This is a genomic window from Bacillus sp. z14 (2026) (genome assembly GCF_058313575.1).
Map to the genome: position 1 here is coordinate 638,762 of NZ_JBZFQK010000001.1, position 25,774 is coordinate 664,535.

Below are 25,774 nucleotides of genomic sequence, written 5' to 3' on the forward strand. Positions count from 1 at the left end.
CACACAGATTATAAGTCTTGTAGAGTGGAAACAAGATTAAATACTTCTACAGGATGGTGACAAGATTGTTTAAAGTGCTCATAGCTGATTCAATAAAGCCTGATGGTTTAACACCATTCATTGGCAGGAATGACATCGAGGTTGTCCAAAAAAAGATAGATGAAGTAAGCAGTGAATTGCATCTGTTTGATGCACTTTTAGTTAGAAGTGCTACAAAAGTAACAAATGATTTACTTCAAAAAATGACAAACCTAAAAATTGTAGCCCGGGCTGGCGTAGGGGTCGACAATATAGATGTTCCTTCCTGTACAAGTCGTGGAATCATTGTGGTCAATGCACCGGATGGCAATACAATTTCTACCGCTGAACACACTTTTGCCATGATGGCATCCCTGGCCCGAAACATTCCTCAGGCTCACCAATCTTTAAAAAATGGTGCTTGGGAGCGAAATCGCTTTGCCGGAGCTGAATTAAAAGGTAAGACGTTAGGAATCGTTGGTATGGGGAGAATTGGTACTGAATTATCCAAGCGGGCGAGAGCTTTTCAGATGAATATTTTTGCCTTTGATCCTTTCATTACGTCAGATCGGGCAAAAGAATTAGGCATAACGGTCGGTTCACTCGATAACCTGCTTCAAGTATCTGATTTCATCACCGTCCACACCCCATTAAATAAGGATACAAGAGGCTTATTAAACAAAAATACAATACATAAATGCAAAGACGGTGTCTATCTGATCAACTGTGCCAGAGGAGGCATAATTGACGAGGACGCTTTATATGATGCGGTTCTTGAGGGAAAAGTAGCCGGAGCTGCACTGGATGTATTTGTAGAAGAACCTCCGGTGAATAATAAATTATTGTCCTTGGATCAAATCATTGTCACACCTCACCTTGGAGCGTCCACTGCTGAAGCGCAATTAAATGTGGCTAAGCAGGTGGCAAAAGAAGTAGTCTCATTTGTGGATGGAATACCAGTGTCAAACTCCATCAATTTACCAGCTATACCTGCTGAATTATTTAATAGAATACAGCCATATTATCAATTAGTGAAAAAACTTGGCTCTTTCCTATCACAATATATAAACGAAGGCATAAAAGAAATTTCCATTACATATGGCGGTGATGCTTTTGATTTTGATTCATCAATTTTAACAAAATCACTTGTTTCTGGATTTTTTAAAGAACGGGCTGATGTCACCATCAACGAAGTAAATGCCCTGTTATACGCTAAGGAACGTTCCATCACTATAGGTGAAAAAATCTCAAACGAAACATATGGTTATTCAAATAGTATAACGGTAAGAATTAAAGGCGATACCAGACAAATTGAAATGAAAGCAACCTATATAAAAGAATATGGGCCGCGTATCATTGCCATCGATGACTTCAAAATCGACTTTTACCCTGATGGCCATATCCTATATATCCAGCACCACGACAGACCAGGTGTGATTGGCATTGTCGGTAAAAAACTCGGCGATCTTAATCTCAATATTGCCACCATGCAGGTAGGACGGAAAGAAGCCGGCGGTGAAGCCATTATGATCCTTACATTTGATGAAAAAATTCCTCATTCCGTCATAAATGAACTTGCCGGCAATGATGAAATATCCGTCGCCAAAGCAATTAATTTGAGTGAGGCATAGAATAATAAGAATAGGGCATCTCATAAGCTGGCTTAGCTTATGGATGCCCTTTCCTCTTATATTCTATTAAAATTACTTAGTCTCAGTTCAATAAGCCACTTTACTCTCATGTTTTTGGATTTGCTCATGCAATGTCTCTCTTACAGCTCCGGGTCCCCCAATCAGTTGCTTAAAAAATTCTTCGATTGTATTCCCTAAGCCAACTTCGTATAAGTCCACCCCAAAAATTCTTTCGTTTGAAAGAATAGGTTGTAATTGGTTACTGACTGATTCAGGTTGGCCGAACCCGATTACATGAAGATACTGCTGCAAATCTTCTAAAATAGGATCAGGACTGATGTTCATTTTTTTGCCAGCATCATTCACACCAAGTAGATAACGGCACCAAGCCGCAATCGTTAAAGGAATAAATGTTAAATCAGTTATATGAAGGTCATTTCTTTGTACATATGATTTGATAGTCTCCCCAAAACGGATTCCTAGTTTCTGTGAAGTATCCGTGGCGATCCGCCCAGGTGTATCCGGAAAAGTGCTTGTACACCGTTCCGTAGAGTTTTTAATGTTAAATACCACTAACAGGATTCAATAGCTCTCCTATAAAATGTCCAGTATCAGAATGCAAAAAAGCACATCACCTAAGTGATATGCTTTCATCAAACAGTTCCTTGTGTAACAAGAATTATCTTCTTAATTCTACTTTTTCGCTGGCAGGAAAAATGTAAATGTCGTACCCTGTCCAACCTTGCTGTAGACATCTATTTTACCGCCATGACCATGAATAATATTTTTTGCTATTGCAAGGCCAAGTCCTGTGCCAGATCTCCCTCTTGTTCTTGCTTTATCAACCTTGTAAAACCTTTCGAAAACAAAAGGCAGCTCTTCCTCAGAAATACCTACACCAGAATCCTTCACGTCAAATTGAGTACCATTATCCAATGTTCTTTGGATAATTTGCACTTCACCTCCCCCAGGTGTATGGCGCAGGGCATTATCAATCAAGTTGGTGAATACCTGTTCAATGCGGTCAGGGTCCAGCTCAACAAGCGCCTCAGGATGGTCAAGGGTTGTATAGACATCAACATTTTTTTCCTGAGCTGCCCGCTGGAACTTTTTCGATATTCTACCAAGAAAGCTGCCAACTTCTACTTCCTCAATATTTAAAGTCTGATGTCCTGCTTCCATTCGAGCCAAGTCTAAGAGTTCATTAACCAAGCGTCCCATTCTTAATGATTCATCATATATGACCTGTGCCATTTCTTTTTTCTCATCTGCTGTTTCCGCAATATCATCTATAATTGCTTCACTATATCCTTGAAGCATAGCAATAGGCGTACGAAGCTCATGCGATACATTGGCAATAAAATCTTTTCTCATCTTATCAAGCCGGCGTTCCTCCGTCATATCCCTTAATACAGCTACAGCTCCACGGATATCATTTTGACGGTAAAGGGGATTCATAAGTATTACCCAATCGTGCCCCTGCGTGGTAATCTCGGCTATTTTAGCTTTTCCCGTTCCCTTAACCTCGAGGAATAAATCGCTTAATGCATCAGGGACTTGGTTTCCAGACTGTTTTTTTTGAATGGTTTCATCCAAAAAACTATACCTTAAAAAGTCATCTGCTGGAGGATTCGTTACAAGAATTTCACCGTCTCTGTTAAACATGATCACTCCATCAGCCATATTAATTAAAATATTCGATAAATTCTCTTTCTCCTGCTGTAATGCCGTCATATTATACTTCAGCTGCCGTGCCATTTGATTGAATGCAATCGCCAATTCGCCAATCTCATCGTTTGTTAAAATGGGAACCTTCATGTCAAATTTTCCTCTGGCCAATTCAGATGCTGCTTCCCTCATTTTTCTAAGCGGAGCAGTCACTCTTGATAACAGGAAGAACGCAAAAATCGTCGTTAAAACAATCCCGATCCCGACAGCTATCAAGATGAAGATTGTCGTTTGTGCGTTTGTACTCTCACTCGAGTCTACAGACTGAAATGCATAGATGGCGCCATCCATTCCGTCATTAGTGATTGGAATTCCGACAATTGTACCCTGAGTAACATTATCCCCGCCCAAAATAGACGATAGATAAGTGGTTTCTGAAACTTGTCTATCATTCACTAATGACTTTTTTAAGGTTTCATCACGAGAAAAGAGTTGATAGACTTCTTTCTTATTCAAATCATTCAAACTGCTGTATATATTGGTATCATCTAAAATAATAACAATATCCTTATTCGGATCGATGATTTGCCAAACAATTTGTGTTGATTGCTCGATATCTGAATGTTCCTCTAAAATCATTTCAACTTGTTTGGCTGTTCGAAACAAAGAAGATTTAGCTTCCTCCATACTTTGATTATGGAAAAACTCCAGCAGTAATACAGTTAAGATGAATAGAACGAAGGAAAACAGCAAAATAATGGTCATCCAAAGTTTCCCGACTACACTTTTCCAAAACATTAGTCGTTGACTACCTCGAATTTATAACCAACACCCCAAACGGTTACAATCATTCTAGCTGCATCCTCAGATACTTTATTTAATTTTTCTCTTAATCTTTTAATATGTGTATCAACGGTACGTAAATCCCCAAAGAATTCATAGTGCCAAACTTCTTTTAGCAATTGTTCCCGATCATACACTTTATCCGGGGTTTTAGCGAGAAAGTATAATAGTTCATATTCTTTAGGTGTTAATGCAACCTCTACACCGTCCGCCAATACTCTATGCGCATCATTATCGATCGTTAGATGATTAAAGACGACAACATCTTTAGTTGAGGTCTCTGATTGAATATAGGAATTTTTCGATGACCTTCTTAACAATGCTTTCACTCGTAAGACTACTTCCCTTGGACTAAAAGGCTTTACGATATAATCATCCGTGCCTGCTTCAAAACCTTGCACTCGGTTTATTTCTTCACCTTTAGCAGTCAACATAATAACAGGTGTTGCCTTTTTTTCACGCAGTTCTTTACAAACCTCAATTCCATCCTTGCCAGGCATCATCAAATCCAGAAGGATTAAATCATAATCATTCGCCAAAGCAAGTTCTAAAGCATCTTCCCCATTAGCAGCCTCATCAATTGTATATTTTTCGCGCTCTAAATACATTTTCAATAGTCTTCTAATACGGTCCTCATCATCTACTATAAGCAATCGTATGTTGTTCTCTTCCATCACCCGGACCTCCTTAAGCATTAACTAATAACGATACAAATTTATCCACGATATCAGTTTTATTATACATGCATACTAAATATTTAGGAATAGAAAAGTGAATATTTACATAAATAAAGCGATTCTATAAAGTTAAATTTATAGAAAAATAATATCTATCATACAACCAGATTTTTTTAATATAAGATTTTGCCTAACTTCCTATTCAGTTGTCATCCAACTTAAAAATAGTAAAAGCATCATAAATCGGAATATAATTGCAGTTAATAGCTTAAGCCTGATTTTCTAAAGAAGAGTTAAGAACAAAGGGCTTCCATACTTGGAAGTCCTCTTTTTTCTTAATTGCTAGCATATGAGTGTAATCCAACGATAATTAAATTCACCGCGATAAGATTAAACATAATGATAATAAATCCTATAACTGCAAGCCAGGCTGACTTTTCGCCATGCCACCCCTTCGATATGCGCAGATGCAGAAATGCTGCATAAAATAGCCATGTAATTAAAGCCCATACTTCTTTAGGATCCCAACCCCAAAATCTTGACCAGGCTATTTGGGCCCAAATCATGGCAAATATCAACCCTCCCAAAGTAAATACAGGGAATCCGATTAGAATGGATCTGTATCCAACCTCGTCAAGTAAATCTAAATTCACTGATTTTGCCAACGGCTGTATAGCTGCTCCTATACGCTTACGTAAAATTAAACGCAGCACTCCATATAGCACGACACCTATCATGATGGACCAAACTACTGTATTCAGTTTTTTTGAATTGATTATTAATGGCAATTCAATTAACGGATCCATCCCTGTACCGGAAACCAATTTTGCTTCCTTCGGGACAAACAACGCCGGCATATTATATTCCTCTGTTTGCTCTGCACCGCTCTTATTGACCCAAGTATATTCAGTTTTATAATCAGCTATAGAAAACATAGTAGTAGATACAACAAAACCAATCGTACAAATTAATCCTAATAAAACGGCTTCCAGCCAAAACGTACTTTTTGATGCTTTCGTTTGTTTAACAGCCCGTATCAGATAAATTAATCCGGCCACAAAACTTATTGCTAAAATAGCTTCTCCCGCTGCTACAGTAGTAACATGTATATACAGCCAATCACTTTTTAATGCCGGAATAAGCGGCGAGATATCCCGTGGAAACATGCTGGCATACGCAATAACTAACAGCGCAATCGGAAGCGCGAATACTCCCAGAATGGCTGTTTTATATATGAAATAAATCATTATAAATGCTCCAACCAACATCATTCCAAAGAATGTTGTAAACTCAAATAGATTACTGACAGGAGCATGTCCTGACACTATCCAACGTGTGATAAAATAACCCAGCTGTGCAATAAATCCAATAATAGTGATAATAATTCCAGCTTTTGCCCATTTTTCATAACTCCACTTATCGTTCTTACCTTTTATGGATCCCGCAAATACAAAAGTTGCTATTAAGTACAGCACAAAAGCAATATATAGCAAATTACTGCTTAAAGTCGCCACTCTGTTTTCCCCCTCTTTCTTGAATCTCTTCCCCTTCGGCTTGATCATACGGTAATGGAATAGAAGTCCCCTCTAATATTTCATTAATCTCCCGCCTGATACCAAACCAGTTTTTATTCGTATGAGCGGCCACAAATATTTTATCCCCACTCTTTTGAATCCAAATACGCCTATGATTCCAATAAGCCCCCTGTATAACGCCAATCATAAAGATAAGCCCTCCGAGCGCAAGTACCCATAAAGTTAGGTCTTTACGTACTGTTAATACAGTTGCAAAACCTGTCTCTATATTTTTGAATTTAAGTTTATATTCGGTCTCACCCAAAGGCTCAAGGGTTTGTTTAATCGCAACAAAGCTAACTTCTCCTTCTGGATGCTCTGGTGATACCATTTTGAAGATAAACGCAGGGTTATTTGGAAATCGACTCTTTGTTGTCGGCTGCTCATTCTCATTAAATTCAAAATCAGGAAAATAACTCTCCAGGTGCACGGAGTACCCATTACCCAGGTCATAGCTATCTTTCGGATTATTCAAATCAACGGTTAAGTTGCCATGCTCCTTTTCAGTTGCTTTATCAATTAAGGTGAATGACATTTTAGTCATGTTTTCCTCGTAGGATGTTTGATATAAAGCAAAGGAATCAAATTTCAAAGGTTCATTTACACGTATCGGATAATCTTTAACTTTTTCAAGCTTTACTTCTTCCCCTGGCAAGGTATCCCCTACCGCTTGATAAAGAGTGGCATCTGTTTGATAATTTTTTACGACCGTACCAACCCGGTCAAGCGTTGCCTCAAACTCTTCTTTTTCCTTATCTTTATCATAAACTTCTACAGTAAATTTATGGTTTTCAACAAAGTACTCACCATTCGTTCCAGGTACAGCTTTCTTTTCACCTTCTTGAATTCTGAGGTAATCATTCACATACATCCCTGGAATAAAACGCAACATTCCGCCAATTAAGAAAATGATCAGGCCTATATGATTAACATAAGGACCCCACCTCGAAAAACGGTTCTTCTCTGCTAAAATATTGCCGTTCTCTTCTCTTATGTTATAACGCTTTTCTTTTAATCTCGTTTTGATTAATTCATAGTTTTCTTTTTCCTCTGCTATATCAGCTTCACCAAAAATCCGCTGTCTGCGTAAAAAACCCTCATTCCTGATTACTCTCTGATTCTTTAAAGCTCTGAATAGCGGAATAAAGCGGTCAAGACTGGCGATAACAAGTGAAACTCCTAAGAGGGACACTAACAGTAAAAACCACCATGAACTATATAAATTATGTAATCCTAACTCATAATACACTTCACCAAACCAGCCGTACTTACTTTCATAAAACGTTTCAGCGGGTTCTCCATTTGGAATATACATTTCTTGCGGGAAGATGGTACCGATAGAAGCTGCAATTAATGGAAGAATGATTAAGGTTACGCCAACCTTTACGGATGAGAAAAAATTCCAAATCTTATCAACTACTGATTTATTGTAGGTTTGCGATCTTCTGGCACTGCCTTCATATTTCATATCCAATAATTTTTTTTCTTCTTCTTCCTTATTGAGCACCTTACCGCATGCTTCACAAAATATCGTTCCATATGGATTAACATGACCACATTCACAAGTTATTTCCTTCATCCTTATTACCCCTTGTTATGGCTGTATTTTCTCCATCATCTTTTGAATCTTCTCTTCAGTTAAACTACCAGTGGTTGAATCTACGACCTTACCATTTTTATCAATTAAAAATGTGGCCGGCAAGGGATTAATCAGATACTGATGCTGCACCTGATTGTCCTTATCGATGACAACCGGAAAAGTAAGCCCATGTCTTTGAACAAATTTATTCACGACAAAATCAGATTCATTTACATTGACAGCTAATACCTGTACACCTTTATCTTTGAACACTTCATATTGACTTTGAATATAAGGCATTTCATATTCACATGGTTTACACCACGTCCCCCAGAAATTCAGAAACACTCCCTGCCCCTTATAATCCTCTAACACATGCTTAACCCCTTCAAGATCTGTCAGAGCAAAGTTTGGAGCGGTTTCATTCATTTTAAGGGTTTTTTCCTTGTCCATGGTTAAACTCGAAAATACCACATAAATGACGGCTCCAGCTAAAAGGGCCAGAACCCCTATTCTCATCCATTTACGCTTTTGTTTGGTCAAAAAAGTTCCCTCCCGCTATGCTTTAGACACACAAGAATATAGCGCTGCCAGAAAGGCACTAATTTAGGGCAGCGCTACGGTTGTATTTACTTATCTTTATGAAGCGCCATAGAACGCAGTTGCTTTACTTCATGTGGTGTTAACTCTCTGTAATCTCCAGGACTAACACCGTGCAACGTCAAGAATCCATATCTTTCACGTTTAAGTTTGATAACGGGCATCCCAATCGCTTCAAACATACGGCGGACTTGGCGGTTTCTGCCCTCATGAATCGTCAGCTCTACAATAGAGGACTGTTTTCTGCGATCCATTGATAGCAATTTAGCTTTCGCAGGGGCTGTTTTACCGTCTTCCAATTGAACACCACGTTCCAATTTCTTTATTATTTCGCGGGATGGAATACCTTGAATTTTCGCTACGTACGTTTTTTCTATTTCGTACTTTGGATGCATCAGGGCATTGGCAAACTCACCATCATTCGTCAGCAGGATCAAACCTGATGTATCGTAATCCAGTCTGCCTACTGGATAAATCCGTTGTTTGATCAGTGGAAATAAATCTGTTACGGTCTTTCTCCCTTTGTCATCGTTGGCAGCGGAAATGACACCTCTTGGCTTATAAAGCAGAAAATATACCGGTTCTTCCTTTTCTACAGGTACTCCACTTACCTCTATTTGATCATTTGGGCCAACCTTAACGCCAAGCTCTTTTACAATCTTACCGTTAACAGTTACTTTGCCTTCTACGATTAACTGTTCCGCTTTTCTTCGGGAGGCGATTCCTGCCTGTGCTATCACTTTTTGTAATCTTTCCATTTTAATCACCTGTCTAATTTTACTTTTTCTGTATTCTTTACTCAAATAATAGGCATTCTACCTAGTTGTTCATTATACTTTGTTTTTGCAGAAAGTGATATGTCCTATCACGCATATTATTTCATTACTTACTAAGAAACACAAAAAAATCGGCTTTTTATACCGATTTTTGTTAAATCTGACTATTTTTTCACTTCTTTTAGCATTTTGTGACAAATTTGTGTCTATTGGAACATAATAGCAGCTAATAAGATTGCCGCACCAATCCCGACGAGGTCAGCTAACAATCCCACCTTTAAAGCATCTCCCATTTTCTTAATTCCTACTGCACCGAAATAAACAGTTAAGACATATAAGGTTGTATCCGTGCTCCCCTGGATTGTGGAAGCAACCTTCCCTATAAAAGAGTCAGGTCCATATGTGGCAATCAAATCACTGACCATGCCGAGAGAAGCATTTCCCGATATGGGTCTTATTAAGGCTAAAGGTACTACCTCTGAAGGCACACCTAAGAAGTTTAATACCGGTTTCATCCAGCCTATCAGCAAATCCATAGCACCTGAAGCACGAAAAATAGAAATGGCCACCATCATACCAATGAGATAGGGAATAATCGAAAATGTGATTTTTATCCCATCTTTTCCGCCTTCCACAAAACTCTCGTAGGTCGGGACCTTCTTTATGGCACCCATGACAAGGATGAGCAAGATAACCACAGGTATCATCCAAATTGATATGGTTGAGATCCAGTGCATCAATCCATCCCCTTTCTTACTCTTTTCCAGTAGAAGTACCGATCTAAAATAATAGCTGCTATCGTTGCAATGACGGTTGCCAAAAAGGTCGGGCCGACAATTTCTGTCGGATTGGCTGAATTATAATGAATGCGGATTCCTATGACGGTTGTTGGAATAAGCGTCAGCCCAGAGGTATTCAATGCCAGAAACGTAATCATAGAGCGGCTTGCTGTATCCTTTCCGCCATTTAAGTCCTTTAATTGTTCCATCGCCTTTATACCCAGGGGTGTAGCTGCATTTCCCAGTCCAAATGTGTTCGCCATTATATTGGATACGATATATCCCATTGCAGGATGATTTGGCGGCACATCTGGGAAAAGCCTGGATACGATTGGCTTTGTCAAACGTGTTAAACTATCCAATAGACCTGCCTCTTCTGCAATCTTCATGATGCCCAGCCAAAAAACAAGGACACTCATAAGGCCGAAGCATAGAGTGACCGATTCTTTTGCACTCTTAAAGATCGCTTCATTAACTTCCGCCATTGTTCCAGTAAACATCGCATAAATGATTCCAATTATACTGATTCCGACCCATATATAATTAACCATTTGTGTTTACACCTGAAAAAGTATAGAAGACGTCTTTCCATATATCGAAGACAGTTTGATCTTTTTTATGTAGATAAACCGGTTTAGATATAAGCGTTTGTCCATCAAGAATTAAATTCACCTTTCCAACCTTAGCCGGAAGATTTTTTCCTTTTTTCCACTGTTTTTTGGGCTTTTTCAGTTCATACTTTACTTCGACCTCCTCTTGTTCTTTTTGCGTAAGCGGGTAGGATAACGATGATTTTAAATAAGCTTTATTTTTATAAAATCCTTTTTTTATCGTTTTTATGTCTCCACGCGGTACTACTTCAGTTAATGTGTAATTGTTAAATCCCGCCTCAAAAAGAGCTATATGATCAGCCCAATCTGTAGAATCATCGATAGTAACCGTAATAAGATCCAATCCATCCTTGGATGCAGTTGTCACTAGCGTGCGGCGCGCTTTTTTTGTATAACCTGTTTTACCGCCTGTGGTGTATTTATATTTTTCCGTTAACAGCCTGTTTTTGTTTTTCCAAACACGGTCCCATACTTCATTCGGGTTGGGTGCCCGATGGATCTTAGTTCCGGCAATTTTCTGATACATTTTATTCCCCATCGCATACTTAGTTAGGATTGCCATATCATAGGCTGTGGAATAATGGTTATCAGAATCGTCAAGACCATGCGGATTGGTGAAATGACTGTTCTTCATGCCAATCCATTCTGCTTTCTGATTCATTAATGCAGAAAAACCCTCCACACTTCCTCCCACATATTCAGCAATGGCAATCGCCGCATCATTTCCTGATCTGAGCATAAGTCCATAAACAAGGTCGCTTAATTTTATTTTTTCTCCTACCTGCAAATAGATCGCCGATCCCTCTGCTTTTAAAATCGCATCTGTCACCGTTACAGTTTTATCCATCTTCCCCGATTCAATCGCAAGAATTGCGGTCATAATTTTAGTAATACTCGCTATCCTTCGTTTTGTATGGACATCCTTCTCATATAAAATCCGGCCGGTGCTCTGCTCAATCATAATTGCACTTTTAGCCCCTGTTTGGATTCTTTCAAGTTCTTGCGCTTGTGCAGAAACTGTTTTTATCGGCGAAAGTAAACTTGCCAAACACAAAATCATAATGAGGATGGTGCCTGCCAGCTTCCATAACACTAAGCGGATTGGATCGTTCTTTACTGAAAGATTACGTTTCGAGTTATATTTCTTACGTTTATATTTGAAAGAGTACACTTTCACCACACTCGTCCCCTTCATGTTTTTGTACAAGTCTATGCGCTTAATTTCTTAAATATTCGAAGACAGGTTATTCAGGGTGAGTGATAAGTGAATTAGATTATGTATGAAGGAGGATGCTAAAATTCTTCAGGTAATAATTACATAAAAAAAGGCAACTAAAAGTTTATGTAAACTTCGTTGCCCATTTACGATCAGTGATGAATCTTCACTCTTTTTTTAATTGAATCACGAACAGCATGAGAAAAGATAGTAAGAATATAGCTAAAACCCACATCCATGCCATGAGCATGTTGCCCGAATCAAGGGCTGTATAAATAGCTATCGGAACTGTTTGCGTAACGCCTGGAATATTTCCAGCAAACATTAAAGTAGCGCCAAACTCCCCCAATGCTCGAGCAAAGCTTAAAATACCGCCCGTCATAAGCGCTCTCGATGCTAACGGAAGGGAAACATGAAGAAAAACCTGCCATTTACTTGCTCCATCTACTCGAGCAGCATCTTCGATTTCATGGTCAATACCTTGAAAACCAGACTTAGCTGATTGATACATAAGGGGAAAAGCCACAATCGTAGCAGCAATGACAGCCGCCCACCAAGTAAATATGACTGGCTTCTCAAAAATCCACTCAATTGCTTGTCCAATGATACTTTGCTTTCCCAACAAGACAATCAAAATAAATCCTACTACTGATGGCGGCAGAACTAGAGGCAACATAAGAAATGTCTCAAAAGCCGCTTTTCCCTTAAAAGATTTCATAGCTAAATAGCGGCCAATAAATGTCCCTGATATGATAACAATTATTCCCGAAACCACTGCTATTTCAATTGAAAGAATAATAGGTGATAAAAATTCATGTAACATATTCATTCCTCAGTTCACTATGAATCCGTATTCCTCAAATATGGCCGTTGCTTCCTTCGATTGAAGAAAGTCATAATATCTCTTTGCTTCAACAGGAAATTTTGTATCATTTAGAATACCTAAAGGATACATAATAGGTGTATGGTGTTCTTTATTTGCCGTCGAGATGATCCTACTGTTATCTGATACAAGAGCATCTGTTTTATATACAATACCAGCGTCTACATTACCTGTTTCAACATACGACAGAACTTGTCGAACATCTTTTGCTAAAATGAGTTTACTCTCTACCTCATCCCATATTTCTAGTACTTCTAATGTTTCCTTGGCATATTTTCCTGCAGGAACAGATTCAGGAATACCAATTGCGATCTTATCGATTGTTCCATTCATTAAATCTTCAAAACCACTAATTTTGTTAGTTTCATTAGGACTCGGAGCAATTAAAACAAGTTCATTTTCTAATAAATTGATATGCTCCCCGTCCGCAATCATTTCTGCCGTAATTAATGATTCAAACTTATCTTCTGAAGATGATAAAAACAAATCCACAGGAGCACCTTGCATGATTTGCTGCTGAAGCACACCGGAGCCAGCAAAATTATATGTAATATTCATTTCTGGATTTTCTTTTTCAAAAACAGCTTGAATGTCTCTTAGCGCATCCTGCAAACTAGCTGCAGCTGAAATTCTTAGTTCTACTTTTTCTTCTTTAACTTCTTGTTCAGAACATGCAACTAGAGTAATGACTAAAAGGAATAGCATTGTAAAAATCGATACAGATTTTTTCATGTAATCCTCCTTGATGTATACCTACTTAAACAGAAATCATCTCAAGATTCAGTCTAATTTTAATGAAGAGCGTTTCTGATTTCACTTAATCCAGCTTAGTCTCCTGGTTCCTCAAGGGTTTATGGATCCCCTTTAAGATGGGTAACAGGGGGTGTGGGTCACAAAGGCTTAGCCTCATAACGTGATATTCTTAGCCTATGTTCCTTGACCAGTCCTTCTTAGGACTTCACTAAAAAAATCTAGTAAATTGATCTATTAACCACCTATAAAGAACATCCCTATCTTTTTTCTATTAGATATCGTTTGTTCCGTCCGTTCATCAGAATAACGGTCCGCCCTCAATTCCCAAACTTGACGAATGTGGTCCAGCAGTTCCTCATCTGTTACACCTCTACGGATTAATTTTTTTAAATCATAGCCCTTTGAGGCAAACAAGCACGTATAAAGATGTCCATTCGATGAAACCCGTGCCCTTGTACAGGAAGAACAAAAAGAATCCGACACGGATGTGATAAAACCAATTTCGCTCTTGCTATCTTTATAGCGATAGCGTTTAGCTACCTCTCCAAAATATTGCTCATCAACAGCCTCTAAATCGAAAACCTTAGACAGCTTTTCATATAGTTCTTTTTTCGCTACAACCTCTTTGAAACTCCATCCATTATCATTACCTACATCCATAAATTCGATAAAGCGCAGAGTTACACCCATCTTTTTAAAATAAGAAGCCATTGGGATGATATCATGATCATTGACTCCCTTTTGTACGACCATATTAACCTTGACCTGAAAGCCAAGGTTAACGGCATTCTCTATATTACGAAGAATAATAGAGGGCTGAATGCCACGACCATTCAACTGACCGAATACTTCGTTATCTAAAGAATCAAGACTAATATTTAAACGTCTTAGCCCAGCATTGTATAAGTCATGAGCATACTTTGAAAGCAAAAGACCATTCGTAGTTAAACCAATATCCTCAATTCCCTCTATTTTCACTAACCTTTCAACTAATTTAGATAAATGACTTCGTAATAAGGGCTCCCCGCCTGTTAAACGCAGCTTTTTTACACCAAGACCTGCAAATAAACGGACTGTTCGTTCTATCTCCTCAAATGTCAGAAGCTCTTGTTTCTTTAAAAACGCATAATCATCTCCAAAGATTTCTTTAGGCATACAATATGTACAGCGGAAATTGCAGCGATCCGTAACTGATAGCCGCAAATCACGAATCGGTCTTTTTAATTTATCCAATAAAGACTGTGAGGTCATGGTTATTCCCTTCTTTTCATTCGGTTTCCAGGTCATTGATATTATCAAATACCACCCTTTGTATTCTCCGGCGGAATTTCATTTATCCATCTAACTCTTACTGTCCTTAACAGCTGTAAAAACGCGTTTTCTTTAACCTCCACTAACTGGAGGTATAAACACCACCACATCTCCATCTCTAATTTTCTCATCTTCTGTCACATATTCTTCGTTTATCGCAACAAGGACTGAATGCTTTTCGAAGTTTGGATAGGTTTCTTCTGCCCATTGCAGCAACTCTCGGACAGACCATTCCATTCGTTCGATGTTCTCTTCCGCTTTACCGGTCAAGTCTCGCATACTTGCAAAATAGAGAATTTTTATCATTTTATTGACTCCTCTGATAATGGCTTTTTATGTTGATTCCCCACCCATACTTCCCCATTTTCCCAAATCTCCTTTTTCCAAATTGGAACAATTTGTTTAATCCGTTCAATCGCATATTCGTTTGCTTCATAAGCATTCTTTCTGTGAGGTGAAGAAATAGCTATAACAACGGCTATATCTGATATTTCCAATTGTCCAATACGATGAGCAATCGCCACTCGTGTACCCGGCCATTTCATTTCAATTTCTCTACCAATTTCCGCCAGCTTTTTTTCAGCCATTGGTCCATACGCTTCATATGCCAAGGATAATGTTCGAACACCGTTTGTCCATTCCCTTACATGACCGGAGAACACGGTTACTGCGCCCGCTCCCTCGTGTAATACATAATCTGCATATTTTTGAACCTCTATTGGATCTTGAACTATTTCAAATGGTTTCATGATCATCACATCCCTGTATAATCTAGCATCCATCACTAGCATCCATCTATTCAATGACTCTTCTTCTACCGACTGCGACATCATATGTTTACTGACGGACATAGATTTTTTGATAATATCCAACCGGTTCCCATAAGTGTTGTTTTCCCCTATTTTTATAAACCTACGATTAATCAAACTTTCATAGCATCCATCGAGATGCACCTTCCTCTACTCCCAATAGCAATAAATCAACTTCATCTCCAGCCTTCCAGCCCTTTTTTCCACCGGGGAGAACGATAAATGCATTTCCCCTAGCAATGGATGTAACCGCATTCGATTTATTAAAACCAGCAGGAGTCGCGCTTAATCCTGAAGAAGTTACTTCATACGTTGCTCGAATAAAACGAGTAAACGGATTAGCATCCAAAAAATCTTCTGCTAATGCAGCCTTTACGTTTGGCATAAACGGTTTACAGCTACCCATCATTTTTAACAGGGTAGGACGAACAAATAATTCAAAGCCCGAATAACAGGCAGATGGATTTCCAGATAAACCAAATAAATACTTTCCATTATTCACTGCTACTGTCGTAACACTACCTGGGCGTATGGCTACTTTATTAAATAAGACATTCGCTCCAAGATGTGAATAAATGACTGGCATAAAATCAAAATCTCCAACTGAAACACCACCAGTTGTAATAAGACAATCTGTCTCTTCAATTGCTCTTTCCACTGTTTGTAGGGATTGCTTTAGATTATCCGCTTGAATACCATATGTATGATTTTCAATTCCCATCCGTTTCAGCTGTGCTTCAATCATGGGTCCGTTACTATTGCGGATTTTGCCTGGTACAAGATCATCCTCTACTTCCAATAATTCTGTACCTGTAGATAAAATACCAACTACTGGCTTCTTGGCTACTTTCACGTGCGCATATCCAAAGGTCGCCAGCAATGCAATCACACCTGGTGTAATGACCGCCCCCTCTTCGATAAGCCGTTCATCTTTCCTGGCATCTTCTCCTTTAGGAGAAACATTTTCATTCATTCCGAATGATTTATAAATAGATATGTGATCTTCCTTTTCTATCACCTGTTCCAGCATAACAACAGCATCTGCATCCTTAGGCATCATTGCCCCAGTCATAATTCGAATGGCTTCTCCGGGAGCAAGTGTCTTTTTCGAAATATATCCAGCTCCAACCTCATCAATTACGTGAAAAGATACATGATGCTCGTCTGAGGCTCCAACTGAGTCGGACGAATGAATGGCAAATCCATCATATGCCGATCGATCAAATGGAGGAACATCATGTTTAGCAATAATCGGCTCCGCTAAAATTCGACCATAAGCTTCTGACAAAGGGACCATTTCAGCTGAAGCAGGCTGTATTTCTTGCAAAATTTTCTCTATTGCTGCTGAAATTGGAATTGGTATTCTTTTTTCTACCATTCTTTTATCTCCTTACAAATAGAATGCTATACTATGGATAAATCATATAGAAAGGATGTTTTTCCATGACAGAATTCACTCATTTCAATGAACAGGGTCGTGCCAAAATGGTTGATGTTTCCCATAAAGATAAAACCGTTCGGACTGCTCTTGCTAAATCTTCTATTCTTGTAAACCAACATATTTATGCTCAAATTTTTGATTATTCAAATAAAAAAGGAGATGTCTTTGCCGTTGCCCAGGTTGCTGGAATTATGGCTGCCAAACAAACATCTTCTATTATTCCTATGTGTCACCCTATCCCGCTATCTGGTATCAATATCGAATTCAATTGGGAAATAGATGAAGCAAACTCCCATTATGAAATTAGTATTCTTACTGAAGTTAAAACAATAGGTGCGACCGGTGTCGAAATGGAAGCACTTACGGCAGCATCTGTTTCAGCATTAACCATTTATGATATGTGTAAAGCCTCCGGTAAAGAAATGGTCATTGGGCCAACCATGCTTTTGAAAAAGACTGGTGGCAAAAACGGTGATTACACGCGTAGCTGAAGAGATAAATTGAAGGTTTAGCTACACTTTTCGGTTAGCTATATATTTTATAAAAGTTAACCGAATGGACTTCCTTCCATTTCTCCTGCAGCAAGCTAGACACAGTTGTCCAGTCTTCCATGACCTTTTTCCGACACTGTACTACCCAAACATTTGATGAAATAAATTTCGTCCTTCCGTGCTATCCTTCAACCCATGTATTAACAATCTCCCATTTGTAAACAAGATTATTCGATATTGTTCTGTATGAAATTGGATAAAATAAGGAGTCTTTTTAAATCGATATCCCTGCCTTATTGCCAGTCGCTCTGCATCTTCTAAAGATACACGGCGATTAGCTTGAGGGATGATTTGTATAGTGTCTCTCCCGCATAACACCATCGATTTCATTTCTTCACTTTTTTCGAGCGAAGGATATACAGGACAATGCCCGCATGTAGGACAATCCTCTTTTTTAATACGAGCCACTCCAACCTCTAAGCTGGTGCGATTCCAAACATCAAAATGATATACTTTTTCCCGCAACTTCTCCGGATGACCAGTTAACCATTGCATTACCTCTGTGCATTGATGGGCTGCTGTAATTTGAACGGCTGGAGCAATAACTCCAACCGTATCACAGGTTTCATTTAACGAGGGCAAAGCCGGGAAAAGACATCTGAAACAAGCCGTTTTACCCGGTATGAAAGTGAAAACAGTGCCACTCGCACTTACACAGGCCCCATACACCCAAGGTATCCCATATTTATGTGCAGCATCATTTATAGCCATTCTTGTTTCAAAATTATCAGTTGCGTCTACCAAGATATCACATTTTTCTGCTATGTCTTCGATGAGTGTACCATCTGCATTTTCTAAATACGTAAAGAGGTGAACATTTGAACGGATTTCCTTCAATCGTTGCTCAGCAGCTATCACTTTAGCTGTCAGATTTAAAGCATCTTTCTCCACAAATAACTGCTGTCTATGTATGTTGGACATTTCTACAAAGTCACGATCCACTAAATGTATCGCCCCTATACCTGCACGAACAAGTGTCTCCGCTATTACCGATCCAAGTGCACCGCAACCGATAATACCTACTGTTGATTCAGCCAAGCGTATTTGACCATCGCAGCCAATAGGCTTAAACAACTCTTGCCTAGAAAATCGGGTACCCATGTTCATTGGCTCCTTTATTTAAACGAACTATCTACTCATCTCTTTAATAGTCTTACACGTTCTCCAATCTGCCGACCAGATAATGGATTGTATTCCATTTTATATTATCAGAAAATTAAATACAATAGACCTCACCAGTGAATCATTATTTGACTAAAAAAGATGAAACCTATTACATGAAGGCTTTATCTTTTTTATACCTTATAGATCCTTTTTCAGTTCTCTTACGACATGTGCTAACTCCGGCAAAATCAATTTATTCATTGCCAGCTCCACTGCCCCAGTGGAACCAGGTGTTGCGAAGATTACCTTCCCTTGCGTTACTCCGGCGATGGCTCTGGATAAAATAGCTGCGGAACCAATATCCTCCTGATAACTCAGCATTCGAAAAATCTCACCAAACCCTGGCATTTCTTTATCTAGTAAACCCTTAATTGTTTCAATCGTTACATCCCGATAGGCAATCCCAGTACCGCCATTACAAATAATGGCATCAACCTCTTTATCCTCTAACCCAGCTGAGAGTTCCTGCTGAATCGCATCCTGCTCATCCTTCACTATTTGGTAGCGCGTAATGATATGTCCAGCTGACTGCAACAAACACATCATAAGCTGCCCGCTTCGATCCATATGCTCATCTCTTGTATCACTTACCGTAAGCACCATTACCTTCACACAATCCGGAGCCGATCCCCGATGCTCTATTAAACTCATGCCTATCCCTCCCTCCCATCATATTATCACAAATATTGGAAGTAATAGATTGCCCAGTAAGGAAGTATAAGGGGATAAACTAGACCTCAACTAAAAAGGTCAACCAAAGTCTTGGTCAACCTTTAAGAATAAACCTGGTGTATTTGAACGTACTTTTATTTCTTATATATTTTCCAGCCAATTTTCCGTGCCTGTTCAAATCGTTCGCTAACATCGTCCCAATTCACCAAATTCCACCAGTTGTTTATATAAGCCGGACGATCGGTCTTGTATTGTAAATAATACGCGTGTTCCCAAACATCCAATACTAATAAAGGGATTGTATCCCATTGCGTCAGAATCATATGCCGTTCAGATTGTAAAATTTCCAGCCGATGGGCTCGATTGGACCAAACTAAAATCGCCCAGCCTACACCTTCCACTTTTTTGGCAGCTTCGGTAAATTCCTTTTTAAATTTTGCAAAGCTGCCAAAATCTCTTTTAATAAAGTTCATTAATTCACCTGTTGGTTCCCCACCGCCATCAGGCTTCATATTGTACCAAAATATAGTGTGCAAATAATGCCCTGATCCGTGAAACGCAGCTTCTCTCTCCCAATGCTTTAAAAGGTCATAGTCATCCTTATCGCGGGCTTCTTTCATTTTAGTTTCGGCTTTATTCAGACCATCTACATATGTCTGATGATGAATAGTATGATGCAATTTCATAATCTCCCGGTCTATAAAGGGCTCCAAAGCATCATAGGAGTATGGCAATGGCGGCAAGGTATGTCTTCCAGGCGGTACATATGAATCGCCATTATGTGCCTTTTGAACAGATTCATCCAGCTCCTCCATCATATTTTGAAGCTTTATTAGCTCATGTTGGGATGGAGTTTTATTTTTCATGCTGTTTAAAAGGGCCGTGAGATTATCAACCCGCTCCATGATCAAGCTTCGAAATGACTCCTCTTGATTGGTTGCCCATTCAACAATCGCAGTCTTCCATTTATCTACTTCTTCCCAATACTTTTTAAAAGGATTCATATTCATCAACCTCCCCGTCATACAACAATATTCAAGAGGAGGTTGACTTAATTCTTATTTTTTCAATGAAATAGGTATGACTTTCCAATTAAAAATAAATCCAAATAAAAATGCGATTACACTATACGTAATCGCACTTCATATCCTGTTAATTTGATTGAACCATCTTTGTCCGATAATCGGTTTCATAGTATTCAAGTTCTTCTCTGATTTTTTGAACATCAAATTCCAGTTTTGTAATCAGGCTTTTCAAGCTTTCTGGTGCTTCTTCACGGAATTTTATACAATTGCGCCCTGTATACGCTGAACGGCTGTCCTCAAACCATAAATCACTTTTTGGAGCAAAATATTCTTCAATACATTTATGATATACGCGGTAAAGAACTCGCTCTGCAGCGCCTTTATTAAATGGTTCGTTTTTAAGGACAATCCTGCAAGCCTCTAAGCCTTCTTCACAATAAACCAGCAGCTTGCGGATTGTTGAAAACAAGCCCTTATAATAGAGCTCATCGCCGCTTTTTTCCTCCATCAAACGATCAATTGTCATTTCATTCATGTAAATCTCGAGAGTTTGTACTGTTTGCTCCAAAAATGTTGTTACATCCTCCAACTGGCTCTTCACTAATGTATTACCCAACCGGAACCCTCCCTTAAAAATTCAAACACTTTGATCATGTAAAACTCCACTATTCCTTGTGTTCATTTACTTTCTAATAGGACAACAAACTCTTAACCTTCCCTGGCCATAATCGTTTCTTTTAAGCTCAGTTACTAAATAGTTTACCATATTCAACCTACTTTTTATTGTTGATTAACGTTCAGGGAGGAATAATTTACATTATTATACGACAATTCAAGCTCAAACTTCTGGATTTTTTTCCATTTTATTTAAAATTTCTTTTATTCGGGCGTATGGTAAATCTTTAAAAATAGTTAAAAAGATAGCCTCAGAATTTATATATACCCGTTTTCTTTCATGAAAATGCGAATTTTGCAACAAACAAAGGAGGGCAACAATATCTCTCAACGTATATCCAGTCAGTAATTCCCGAACTGGGGACATCCACTCAGCCTTTTGTTCTAACAAAACTTCTTCAAAATACCGAAGATAAATAACCTGAAATTCTTTTATTTTTCCATTTTGCTTGTATGTCACGGTTGAACGATTGAAAAAATCCTCAGGTGAATTGGGTTTTTCCTTTTCTAACTCATATCCTATACAAGACAAGATTTTCAAGCTTCATCCTCCTTATTCCATCTCTTGGAATTTATGAAAAAACAAATCTGCTTCCTCGTCATTAAATCCATCATCTGTGTCATCCTGCAGCGCCGGCAGCTCGTCCAAAGATTTTAAACCGAAGTAATCCAAAAACTCCTTGGTCGTTCCGTATAAATAGGGTCTTCCCGCCCCTTCTGCACGACCCGTTTCCTGAATTAAAGCCTTGGCCATTAAGGTTTGTAAAGGGCGTTCCGTTTTGACACCGCGGATAGCCTCAATCTCAATTCTGGTTATAGGCTGTTTATAGGCGATAATCGCCAATGTTTCCAGTGAAGCCTGCGAAAGTGTGTGTGCCGAAGGTGTTTCAACAAGCTTTTTCAAATAGGGTGCATGCACTTTTTTTGTCGCCAATTGGTAGACACCGGCCAATTCAACAACACAGATCCCGCGATCTTCATTTTGATATAGCTCTTTAAGATCATATAACGCATCTTTTGCCTCTTCTTCTGTCACTTCCATTACGGATGAAATTTGCTCAAGAGATAACCCTTCATCACCTGCCGCAAAAAGTAATGCTTCCAATATTGATTTCCAATTAACGATATCCAACTGTAAAATCCTCCTGCTTCCATTCTATGAAAATTTCCTCGAAGTTATTTGTTTGTTCCACCTGAATTTCATTTTGCTTCATCAATTCCAGGACAGCAAGAAAGGTGACAACTAACTGCTCTTTTTCCTCTGTGTTAAAGAGAGAGGTAAATAAGACCTTTTCTCTTTTTTCCTTAAGATAATCCTTTATTTCCTGAATCCGTTTATCTATCGTAATTTCCTGACGTGTAATTCGAGTTTGTAACGGTTTTCTTAATTTTTTTCGTCTCATTAATTTTTGAAAGGCGCTCAGCATATCATAAAGGCTGACATCTAAGTCATGGCGTTCCGTTTTTACATCTTCCGTATATGGCGATAAATCAATCGGAGGTTTAGTAAATAATAACGCCCTTTCAGCTTCCATATTTTTAAACTCATCAGCCGCCTCTTTATATTTTTTATATTCAAGCAGCTGTGTAACTAATTCTTCACGAGGATCGTCACTCATCAAGAATTCATCCTCTTCCTCATCCCATTCCTCTTCATGTTTGGGTAGGAGCATTTTACTTTTAATAGCTAAAAGTGTTGCCGCCATGACTAAATATTCACTGGCTATATCCAGTTCCAGCTCCTTCATGGTGTGGATATAGGCAACATATTGTTCGGTGATTTCAGAAACAGGAATATCATAAATATCTATTTCTAATCGATTTATTAGATGCAGTAATAAATCGAGTGGACCTTCAAATGCATCTATCTTTATTTTATAACTCATCTCTTTATAGGCACTCCTACTTATTTCAACTAGTTTAAGTATAATTTAACTCAAGCTTCTTTCCAATAGAATGAACAAATTGATTTTCTAAAAGGTGGGCAAAAGCCCATACATTCCAGTATGGATTACATAGTATGACAATGTAAAGAAAAGATCCAAAGAGGAGGATTCACAAATGGGAGATGGCGCAGTTGGAGGTTACGGTAGCGGATTTGCGCTAATCGTAGTGTTATTCATTCTACTCGTAATTGTTGGAGTAGCTTGGTGTTAATTAAATGATTAATCTAAGGAACAGGCTGTCGACTAGGTAGCCTGTTTCTATTGTTATCAGCTAGATAATCCCGCTCTTCTCACCATTTAAAATCCTTATTCTTTTCTTATCCATGTTCGTTCATGTATATTTATCTATAATCATAGAGAGATATTGAGGTGACAATAACCAAATGAACTACCCAATTGAGTTCATTCAGTACTTAGCCGAATTTCATGGAAGCAGAGATTATTTTGAATGCCATGAAATACTTGAAGAGTACTGGAAAAAACATCTCCCGTTAGATCGAGAATCTGTATGGGTCGGATTTATCCAGCTGGCCGTCGGTATGTATCATTACCGCAGAAATAATGAATCAGGAGCTATTCGCACCTTACAAAAATCAAAGCAAATTTTAAACAAACATACCGAAGAAATGCATCAATTAGGTATGGATTCAGATGGTTTACTCCAATTACTGACTGACTCCATACATAGGTTAAAAAACAATGAACCATACAAAAGTCCATTTTTGCCGATTGAAGATCCAGATTTGCTCGCGGCCTGCCAAACCATTTGCAAAGAATATGGATATTCATGGAATTGCAGCAGCAATCTTACTGATCCATTATTAGTGAATAGGCATTCTACCCGTGATCGTACAGATGTTATTCAGGAACGATTCAAGCAACTTCAAAAGCGCAGCAAAAATAAATAGAGAAACCCTCTTAAATAAGGGTTTCTCTATTTTCATGCTTTATTATCGGCTTCACAATCCAGACATTTTGAAATAAACTCCGCTGTTATATCTCTGGAAATAATTTCGTATCCCTCATATAATTCAATCAGACAGTTTACCATTTCATGGCCAACTCCCAGACCCCTATGAGAGGGATTAACGGATAAATCGGTTACCGTAACCGTCTTTCCATCCAAATCTACCCCGATCAGACCTATAATGTCCTCATCTTGTTTCCAAAGATATAGTTGCCTGTCTGATTCTGTTTCATATGATTTAACAGTATTCTGGAGCTTCTTTAAATCTTTTTCATCAGGCATAAAAGATAATAAACCCATTGCGATTTTTTCAAAGCTCTTCTTGTATCTAATTAACATGTTTGATCCCTCATTAAATGAGAATAATAGAATGGTATTTAATAATCTTTCTTATCATACTAGTTTTTAACAATGAATTCAACTGACACAAATGCAAAGTCCTTTCTTTGCCATGCTAGACAACAGACATACATTTTATCCCAAAAAGGCTTTATATATACAATTCTAACGATTCGTACCCTATACAATATAGCCAAAATGGATAGAAATAACTGTAAAAGAACGCAAGAAAGAATAGACAATCTTCCAATTCCATTATAATATGACAGAGTTAACACAATTGGCAATTTGTTTGCCTAGATTACTATAACAACATAAAAAAATGAAACTTTTATCATTTTTTTACGTCTAACTGGTACGGGAGGTTATCACAATGAAAAAACAGCTTTTAAAATTAATGTCAGTTTTGTTGGCAGTTAGTTTTCTCATCCCTAGTGTAGCTTTGGCTGATATGCAAAGAGGCGACATGGTCGTTACACTTGGCGAAAACCTGACTCAGGAACAAAAAAAATTATTGTTAGCTGAAATGGACGCTCCAAAGGATGTAGAGATTGTAACAGTTTCTAATTCAGAAGAGCATAAATACTTGGATGGTAAAATTGCAAGCAGACTGATTGGAACAAAAGCAATCTCCTCTTCATCCATTACGATTGCTGCCAAAGGTTCCGGGATTACGGTCAAAACGAAAAATATCAATTGGGTAACAGAAGATATGTATAAAAACGCCTTGGCAACTGCCGGTATAAAAGATGCAGAGATTTATGTTACGGCTCCTTTTGAAGTTTCCGGTACAGCTGCCTTAACGGGCTTAATTAAAGCATACGAAGTGACAACAGACACCAAAATATCTGAGGAACAAAAACAAGCCGCCAATGAAGAAATGGTTGAAACAGCCAAACTAGGTGACCAAATCGGTACAGATGAAGCTACATCACTGGTTGAGTCCATTAAAGAAGAGATCGCTGTTAACCCGCCTCAAAATGATGCTGATTTGCGCAGCATCATCGAAAAGGCAGCAGAGCAGCTTGGCATCACGTTAACGGAGCAACAGATCCAGAGCCTAATCGATTTATTTAACAAGCTTCAGGATCTAGGAATTGACTGGAACAAAGTTGGAGAGCAAATAAATGCCGCTAAAGATAAAGTGACCAATTATCTTCAATCAGAAGAAGGGCAATCCTTCCTTGATAAATTAAAAGCATTTTTTGTAAGTCTAATCGACGCAATTAAATCCTTATTCTCCTAATACAATTAGAGGCTGCCGGA

The 25,774-nt window shown here is 38.5% G+C and carries 29 protein-coding genes; 5 read left to right on the forward strand and 24 right to left on the reverse strand.

Translation table 11 applies throughout. The features are described 5' to 3' along the window. Window positions 1–65: 65 nt before the first annotated feature. Window positions 66–1,649, forward strand: coding sequence for a phosphoglycerate dehydrogenase (gene serA, locus AC4G3O_RS02985; RefSeq protein ID WP_491135791.1), 1,584 nt, complete (start codon window positions 66–68; stop codon window positions 1,647–1,649). An 87-nt stretch (window positions 1,650–1,736) separates the two neighbouring features. Here the strand turns inward: serA and AC4G3O_RS02990 are convergent, their stop codons facing one another. The 16 genes from AC4G3O_RS02990 to AC4G3O_RS03065 all read right to left on the reverse strand — a co-directional run bounded on the left by AC4G3O_RS02990 (window position 1,737) and on the right by AC4G3O_RS03065 (window position 17,106). Then, entirely contained in the window at window positions 1,737–2,222 is a 486-nt protein-coding gene (locus AC4G3O_RS02990; protein ID WP_491135792.1) for a mannitol dehydrogenase family protein, read from the reverse strand. Between the two features lie 120 nt (window positions 2,223–2,342). After that, window positions 2,343–4,115 carry an ATP-binding protein gene (locus AC4G3O_RS02995; RefSeq protein WP_491135793.1) on the reverse strand — a complete coding sequence of 591 codons (1,773 nt, stop codon included), beginning with the start codon at window positions 4,113–4,115 and terminating at the stop codon, window positions 2,343–2,345. Continuing rightward, window positions 4,115–4,834 (reverse strand): response regulator transcription factor, encoded by a 720-nt coding sequence (locus AC4G3O_RS03000; RefSeq protein ID WP_066107568.1) that lies wholly within the window; start codon window positions 4,832–4,834, stop codon window positions 4,115–4,117. Before AC4G3O_RS03000 ends, AC4G3O_RS02995 begins: the two co-directional genes overlap by 1 nt. A 338-nt stretch (window positions 4,835–5,172) precedes the next feature. Then, on the reverse strand, window positions 5,173–6,351 hold the full coding sequence (ccsB, locus tag AC4G3O_RS03005; protein ID WP_066107571.1) for a c-type cytochrome biogenesis protein CcsB: 1,179 nt from the start codon (window positions 6,349–6,351) through the stop codon (window positions 5,173–5,175). Beyond that, complete coding sequence (gene resB / locus AC4G3O_RS03010; RefSeq protein ID WP_066107574.1) at window positions 6,332–7,990, reverse strand: cytochrome c biogenesis protein ResB; 1,659 nt, start codon at window positions 7,988–7,990, stop codon at window positions 6,332–6,334. Before resB ends, ccsB begins: the two co-directional genes overlap by 20 nt. A gap of 15 nt (window positions 7,991–8,005) precedes the next feature. Beyond that, window positions 8,006–8,533, reverse strand: coding sequence for a thiol-disulfide oxidoreductase ResA (gene resA / locus AC4G3O_RS03015; RefSeq protein WP_066107578.1), 528 nt, complete (start codon window positions 8,531–8,533; stop codon window positions 8,006–8,008). A gap of 86 nt (window positions 8,534–8,619) precedes the next feature. Continuing rightward, the gene (rluB, locus tag AC4G3O_RS03020; RefSeq protein WP_066107581.1) at window positions 8,620–9,348 is read right to left on the reverse strand and encodes a 23S rRNA pseudouridine(2605) synthase RluB; all 729 of its coding nucleotides are present in this window, start codon (window positions 9,346–9,348) and stop codon (window positions 8,620–8,622) included. Between the two features lie 224 nt (window positions 9,349–9,572). After that, on the reverse strand, window positions 9,573–10,103 hold the full coding sequence (locus tag AC4G3O_RS03025) for a spore maturation protein (protein ID WP_139891721.1): 531 nt from the start codon (window positions 10,101–10,103) through the stop codon (window positions 9,573–9,575). After that, entirely contained in the window at window positions 10,103–10,696 is a 594-nt protein-coding gene (locus AC4G3O_RS03030; RefSeq protein WP_066107588.1) for a nucleoside recognition domain-containing protein, read from the reverse strand. Before AC4G3O_RS03030 ends, AC4G3O_RS03025 begins: the two co-directional genes overlap by 1 nt. Next, window positions 10,689–11,816, reverse strand: coding sequence for a D-alanyl-D-alanine carboxypeptidase family protein (locus AC4G3O_RS03035; RefSeq protein ID WP_491135937.1), 1,128 nt, complete (start codon window positions 11,814–11,816; stop codon window positions 10,689–10,691). The genes AC4G3O_RS03030 and AC4G3O_RS03035 overlap by 8 nt, the downstream gene beginning before the upstream one ends. Window positions 11,817–12,138: 322 nt before the next feature. Continuing rightward, complete coding sequence (modB, locus tag AC4G3O_RS03040; RefSeq protein WP_066107591.1) at window positions 12,139–12,795, reverse strand: molybdate ABC transporter permease subunit; 657 nt, start codon at window positions 12,793–12,795, stop codon at window positions 12,139–12,141. Window positions 12,796–12,804: 9 nt separating this feature from the next. Next, window positions 12,805–13,587, reverse strand: a complete 783-nt coding sequence (gene modA, locus AC4G3O_RS03045) for a molybdate ABC transporter substrate-binding protein (protein ID WP_139891720.1) — start codon at window positions 13,585–13,587, stop codon at window positions 12,805–12,807. A 255-nt stretch (window positions 13,588–13,842) separates the two neighbouring features. Further along, window positions 13,843–14,859 (reverse strand): GTP 3',8-cyclase MoaA, encoded by a 1,017-nt coding sequence (moaA, locus tag AC4G3O_RS03050; protein ID WP_491135794.1) that lies wholly within the window; start codon window positions 14,857–14,859, stop codon window positions 13,843–13,845. Window positions 14,860–14,991: 132 nt separating this feature from the next. Further along, window positions 14,992–15,225, reverse strand: coding sequence for a molybdopterin converting factor subunit 1 (gene moaD / locus AC4G3O_RS03055; protein ID WP_066107599.1), 234 nt, complete (start codon window positions 15,223–15,225; stop codon window positions 14,992–14,994). Continuing rightward, entirely contained in the window at window positions 15,222–15,668 is a 447-nt protein-coding gene (locus tag AC4G3O_RS03060; protein WP_066107853.1) for a molybdenum cofactor biosynthesis protein MoaE, read from the reverse strand. Before AC4G3O_RS03060 ends, moaD begins: the two co-directional genes overlap by 4 nt. Before the next feature lie 181 nt (window positions 15,669–15,849). Further along, window positions 15,850–17,106 (reverse strand): molybdopterin molybdotransferase MoeA, encoded by a 1,257-nt coding sequence (locus tag AC4G3O_RS03065; RefSeq protein ID WP_491135795.1) that lies wholly within the window; start codon window positions 17,104–17,106, stop codon window positions 15,850–15,852. A 65-nt stretch (window positions 17,107–17,171) separates the two neighbouring features. Here AC4G3O_RS03065 and moaC point away from each other — a divergent pair, with 65 nt between their 5' ends. Beyond that, window positions 17,172–17,660 carry a cyclic pyranopterin monophosphate synthase MoaC gene (gene moaC / locus AC4G3O_RS03070; protein WP_066107605.1) on the forward strand — a complete coding sequence of 163 codons (489 nt, stop codon included), beginning with the start codon at window positions 17,172–17,174 and terminating at the stop codon, window positions 17,658–17,660. Window positions 17,661–17,801: 141 nt separating this feature from the next. On the opposite strand, the gene AC4G3O_RS03075 is transcribed toward moaC, so the two are convergent. The 7 genes from AC4G3O_RS03075 to AC4G3O_RS03105 all read right to left on the reverse strand — a co-directional run bounded on the left by AC4G3O_RS03075 (window position 17,802) and on the right by AC4G3O_RS03105 (window position 23,142). After that, the gene (locus tag AC4G3O_RS03075) at window positions 17,802–18,821 is read right to left on the reverse strand and encodes a ThiF family adenylyltransferase (RefSeq protein WP_491135796.1); all 1,020 of its coding nucleotides are present in this window, start codon (window positions 18,819–18,821) and stop codon (window positions 17,802–17,804) included. Window positions 18,822–19,022: 201 nt separating this feature from the next. After that, a complete protein-coding gene (locus AC4G3O_RS03080) occupies window positions 19,023–19,535 on the reverse strand; it encodes a MogA/MoaB family molybdenum cofactor biosynthesis protein (protein WP_491135797.1) in 513 nt (170 codons plus the stop codon). Between the two features lie 155 nt (window positions 19,536–19,690). Next, a complete protein-coding gene (locus tag AC4G3O_RS03085; RefSeq protein ID WP_491135798.1) occupies window positions 19,691–20,560 on the reverse strand; it encodes a superoxide dismutase in 870 nt (289 codons plus the stop codon). 148 nt (window positions 20,561–20,708) lie between these two features. After that, entirely contained in the window at window positions 20,709–21,197 is a 489-nt protein-coding gene (locus AC4G3O_RS03090; RefSeq protein ID WP_139891712.1) for a DUF3907 family protein, read from the reverse strand. A gap of 222 nt (window positions 21,198–21,419) precedes the next feature. Continuing rightward, window positions 21,420–21,797 carry a hypothetical protein gene (locus AC4G3O_RS03095; RefSeq protein ID WP_139891710.1) on the reverse strand — a complete coding sequence of 126 codons (378 nt, stop codon included), beginning with the start codon at window positions 21,795–21,797 and terminating at the stop codon, window positions 21,420–21,422. A 12-nt stretch (window positions 21,798–21,809) separates the two neighbouring features. Then, the gene (gene scpB, locus AC4G3O_RS03100; RefSeq protein ID WP_066107622.1) at window positions 21,810–22,388 is read right to left on the reverse strand and encodes an SMC-Scp complex subunit ScpB; all 579 of its coding nucleotides are present in this window, start codon (window positions 22,386–22,388) and stop codon (window positions 21,810–21,812) included. After that, entirely contained in the window at window positions 22,375–23,142 is a 768-nt protein-coding gene (locus tag AC4G3O_RS03105) for a segregation/condensation protein A (RefSeq protein WP_066107623.1), read from the reverse strand. The genes scpB and AC4G3O_RS03105 overlap by 14 nt, the downstream gene beginning before the upstream one ends. Window positions 23,143–23,317: 175 nt before the next feature. Between AC4G3O_RS03105 and AC4G3O_RS03110 the strand changes: the two genes are divergently transcribed. Together AC4G3O_RS03110 and AC4G3O_RS03115 are read left to right on the forward strand one after the other, a co-directional pair. Further along, complete coding sequence (locus tag AC4G3O_RS03110) at window positions 23,318–23,413, forward strand: YjcZ family sporulation protein (RefSeq protein ID WP_066107625.1); 96 nt, start codon at window positions 23,318–23,320, stop codon at window positions 23,411–23,413. 172 nt (window positions 23,414–23,585) lie between these two features. Continuing rightward, window positions 23,586–24,110, forward strand: a complete 525-nt coding sequence (locus AC4G3O_RS03115) for a DUF309 domain-containing protein (protein ID WP_148629915.1) — start codon at window positions 23,586–23,588, stop codon at window positions 24,108–24,110. 32 nt (window positions 24,111–24,142) lie between these two features. Here AC4G3O_RS03115 and AC4G3O_RS03120 read toward each other — a convergent pair whose 3' ends face one another. Then, window positions 24,143–24,508, reverse strand: coding sequence for a GNAT family N-acetyltransferase (locus AC4G3O_RS03120; RefSeq protein ID WP_066107629.1), 366 nt, complete (start codon window positions 24,506–24,508; stop codon window positions 24,143–24,145). A 373-nt stretch (window positions 24,509–24,881) separates the two neighbouring features. On the opposite strand from AC4G3O_RS03120, the gene AC4G3O_RS03125 reads away from it, so the two are divergent. Continuing rightward, a complete protein-coding gene (locus tag AC4G3O_RS03125) occupies window positions 24,882–25,754 on the forward strand; it encodes a DUF1002 domain-containing protein (RefSeq protein WP_066107633.1) in 873 nt (290 codons plus the stop codon). The last annotated feature ends 20 nt before the right edge of the window (window positions 25,755–25,774 follow it).

What these genes read in the sequence shown, in the direction of transcription:
- AC4G3O_RS02995 (WP_491135793.1), bottom strand. Translation starts at nt 4,115, where the DNA reads ATGTTTTGGAAAAGTGTAGTCGGGAAACTTTGGATGACCATTATTTTG.
- AC4G3O_RS03000 (WP_066107568.1), bottom strand. Translation starts at nt 4,834, where the DNA reads ATGGAAGAGAACAACATACGATTGCTTATAGTAGATGATGAGGACCGT.
- resB (WP_066107574.1), bottom strand. Translation starts at nt 7,990, where the DNA reads ATGAAGGAAATAACTTGTGAATGTGGTCATGTTAATCCATATGGAACG.
- rluB (WP_066107581.1), bottom strand. Translation starts at nt 9,348, where the DNA reads ATGGAAAGATTACAAAAAGTGATAGCACAGGCAGGAATCGCCTCCCGA.
- AC4G3O_RS03025 (WP_139891721.1), bottom strand. Translation starts at nt 10,103, where the DNA reads ATGCACTGGATCTCAACCATATCAATTTGGATGATACCTGTGGTTATC.
- AC4G3O_RS03030 (WP_066107588.1), bottom strand. Translation starts at nt 10,696, where the DNA reads ATGGTTAATTATATATGGGTCGGAATCAGTATAATTGGAATCATTTAT.
- AC4G3O_RS03035 (WP_491135937.1), bottom strand. Translation starts at nt 11,816, where the DNA reads ATGATTTTGTGTTTGGCAAGTTTACTTTCGCCGATAAAAACAGTTTCT.
- modB (WP_066107591.1), bottom strand. Translation starts at nt 12,795, where the DNA reads ATGTTACATGAATTTTTATCACCTATTATTCTTTCAATTGAAATAGCA.
- modA (WP_139891720.1), bottom strand. Translation starts at nt 13,587, where the DNA reads ATGAAAAAATCTGTATCGATTTTTACAATGCTATTCCTTTTAGTCATT.
- moaA (WP_491135794.1), bottom strand. Translation starts at nt 14,859, where the DNA reads ATGACCTCACAGTCTTTATTGGATAAATTAAAAAGACCGATTCGTGAT.
- moaD (WP_066107599.1), bottom strand. Translation starts at nt 15,225, where the DNA reads ATGATAAAAATTCTCTATTTTGCAAGTATGCGAGACTTGACCGGTAAA.
- AC4G3O_RS03060 (WP_066107853.1), bottom strand. Translation starts at nt 15,668, where the DNA reads ATGAAACCATTTGAAATAGTTCAAGATCCAATAGAGGTTCAAAAATAT.
- AC4G3O_RS03065 (WP_491135795.1), bottom strand. Translation starts at nt 17,106, where the DNA reads ATGGTAGAAAAAAGAATACCAATTCCAATTTCAGCAGCAATAGAGAAA.
- moaC (WP_066107605.1), top strand. Translation starts at nt 17,172, where the DNA reads ATGACAGAATTCACTCATTTCAATGAACAGGGTCGTGCCAAAATGGTT.
- AC4G3O_RS03075 (WP_491135796.1), bottom strand. Translation starts at nt 18,821, where the DNA reads ATGGGTACCCGATTTTCTAGGCAAGAGTTGTTTAAGCCTATTGGCTGC.
- AC4G3O_RS03080 (WP_491135797.1), bottom strand. Translation starts at nt 19,535, where the DNA reads ATGAGTTTAATAGAGCATCGGGGATCGGCTCCGGATTGTGTGAAGGTA.
- AC4G3O_RS03085 (WP_491135798.1), bottom strand. Translation starts at nt 20,560, where the DNA reads ATGAATCCTTTTAAAAAGTATTGGGAAGAAGTAGATAAATGGAAGACT.
- AC4G3O_RS03105 (WP_066107623.1), bottom strand. Translation starts at nt 23,142, where the DNA reads ATGAGTTATAAAATAAAGATAGATGCATTTGAAGGTCCACTCGATTTA.
- AC4G3O_RS03110 (WP_066107625.1), top strand. Translation starts at nt 23,318, where the DNA reads ATGGGAGATGGCGCAGTTGGAGGTTACGGTAGCGGATTTGCGCTAATC.
- AC4G3O_RS03115 (WP_148629915.1), top strand. Translation starts at nt 23,586, where the DNA reads ATGAACTACCCAATTGAGTTCATTCAGTACTTAGCCGAATTTCATGGA.
- AC4G3O_RS03120 (WP_066107629.1), bottom strand. Translation starts at nt 24,508, where the DNA reads ATGTTAATTAGATACAAGAAGAGCTTTGAAAAAATCGCAATGGGTTTA.
- AC4G3O_RS03125 (WP_066107633.1), top strand. Translation starts at nt 24,882, where the DNA reads ATGAAAAAACAGCTTTTAAAATTAATGTCAGTTTTGTTGGCAGTTAGT.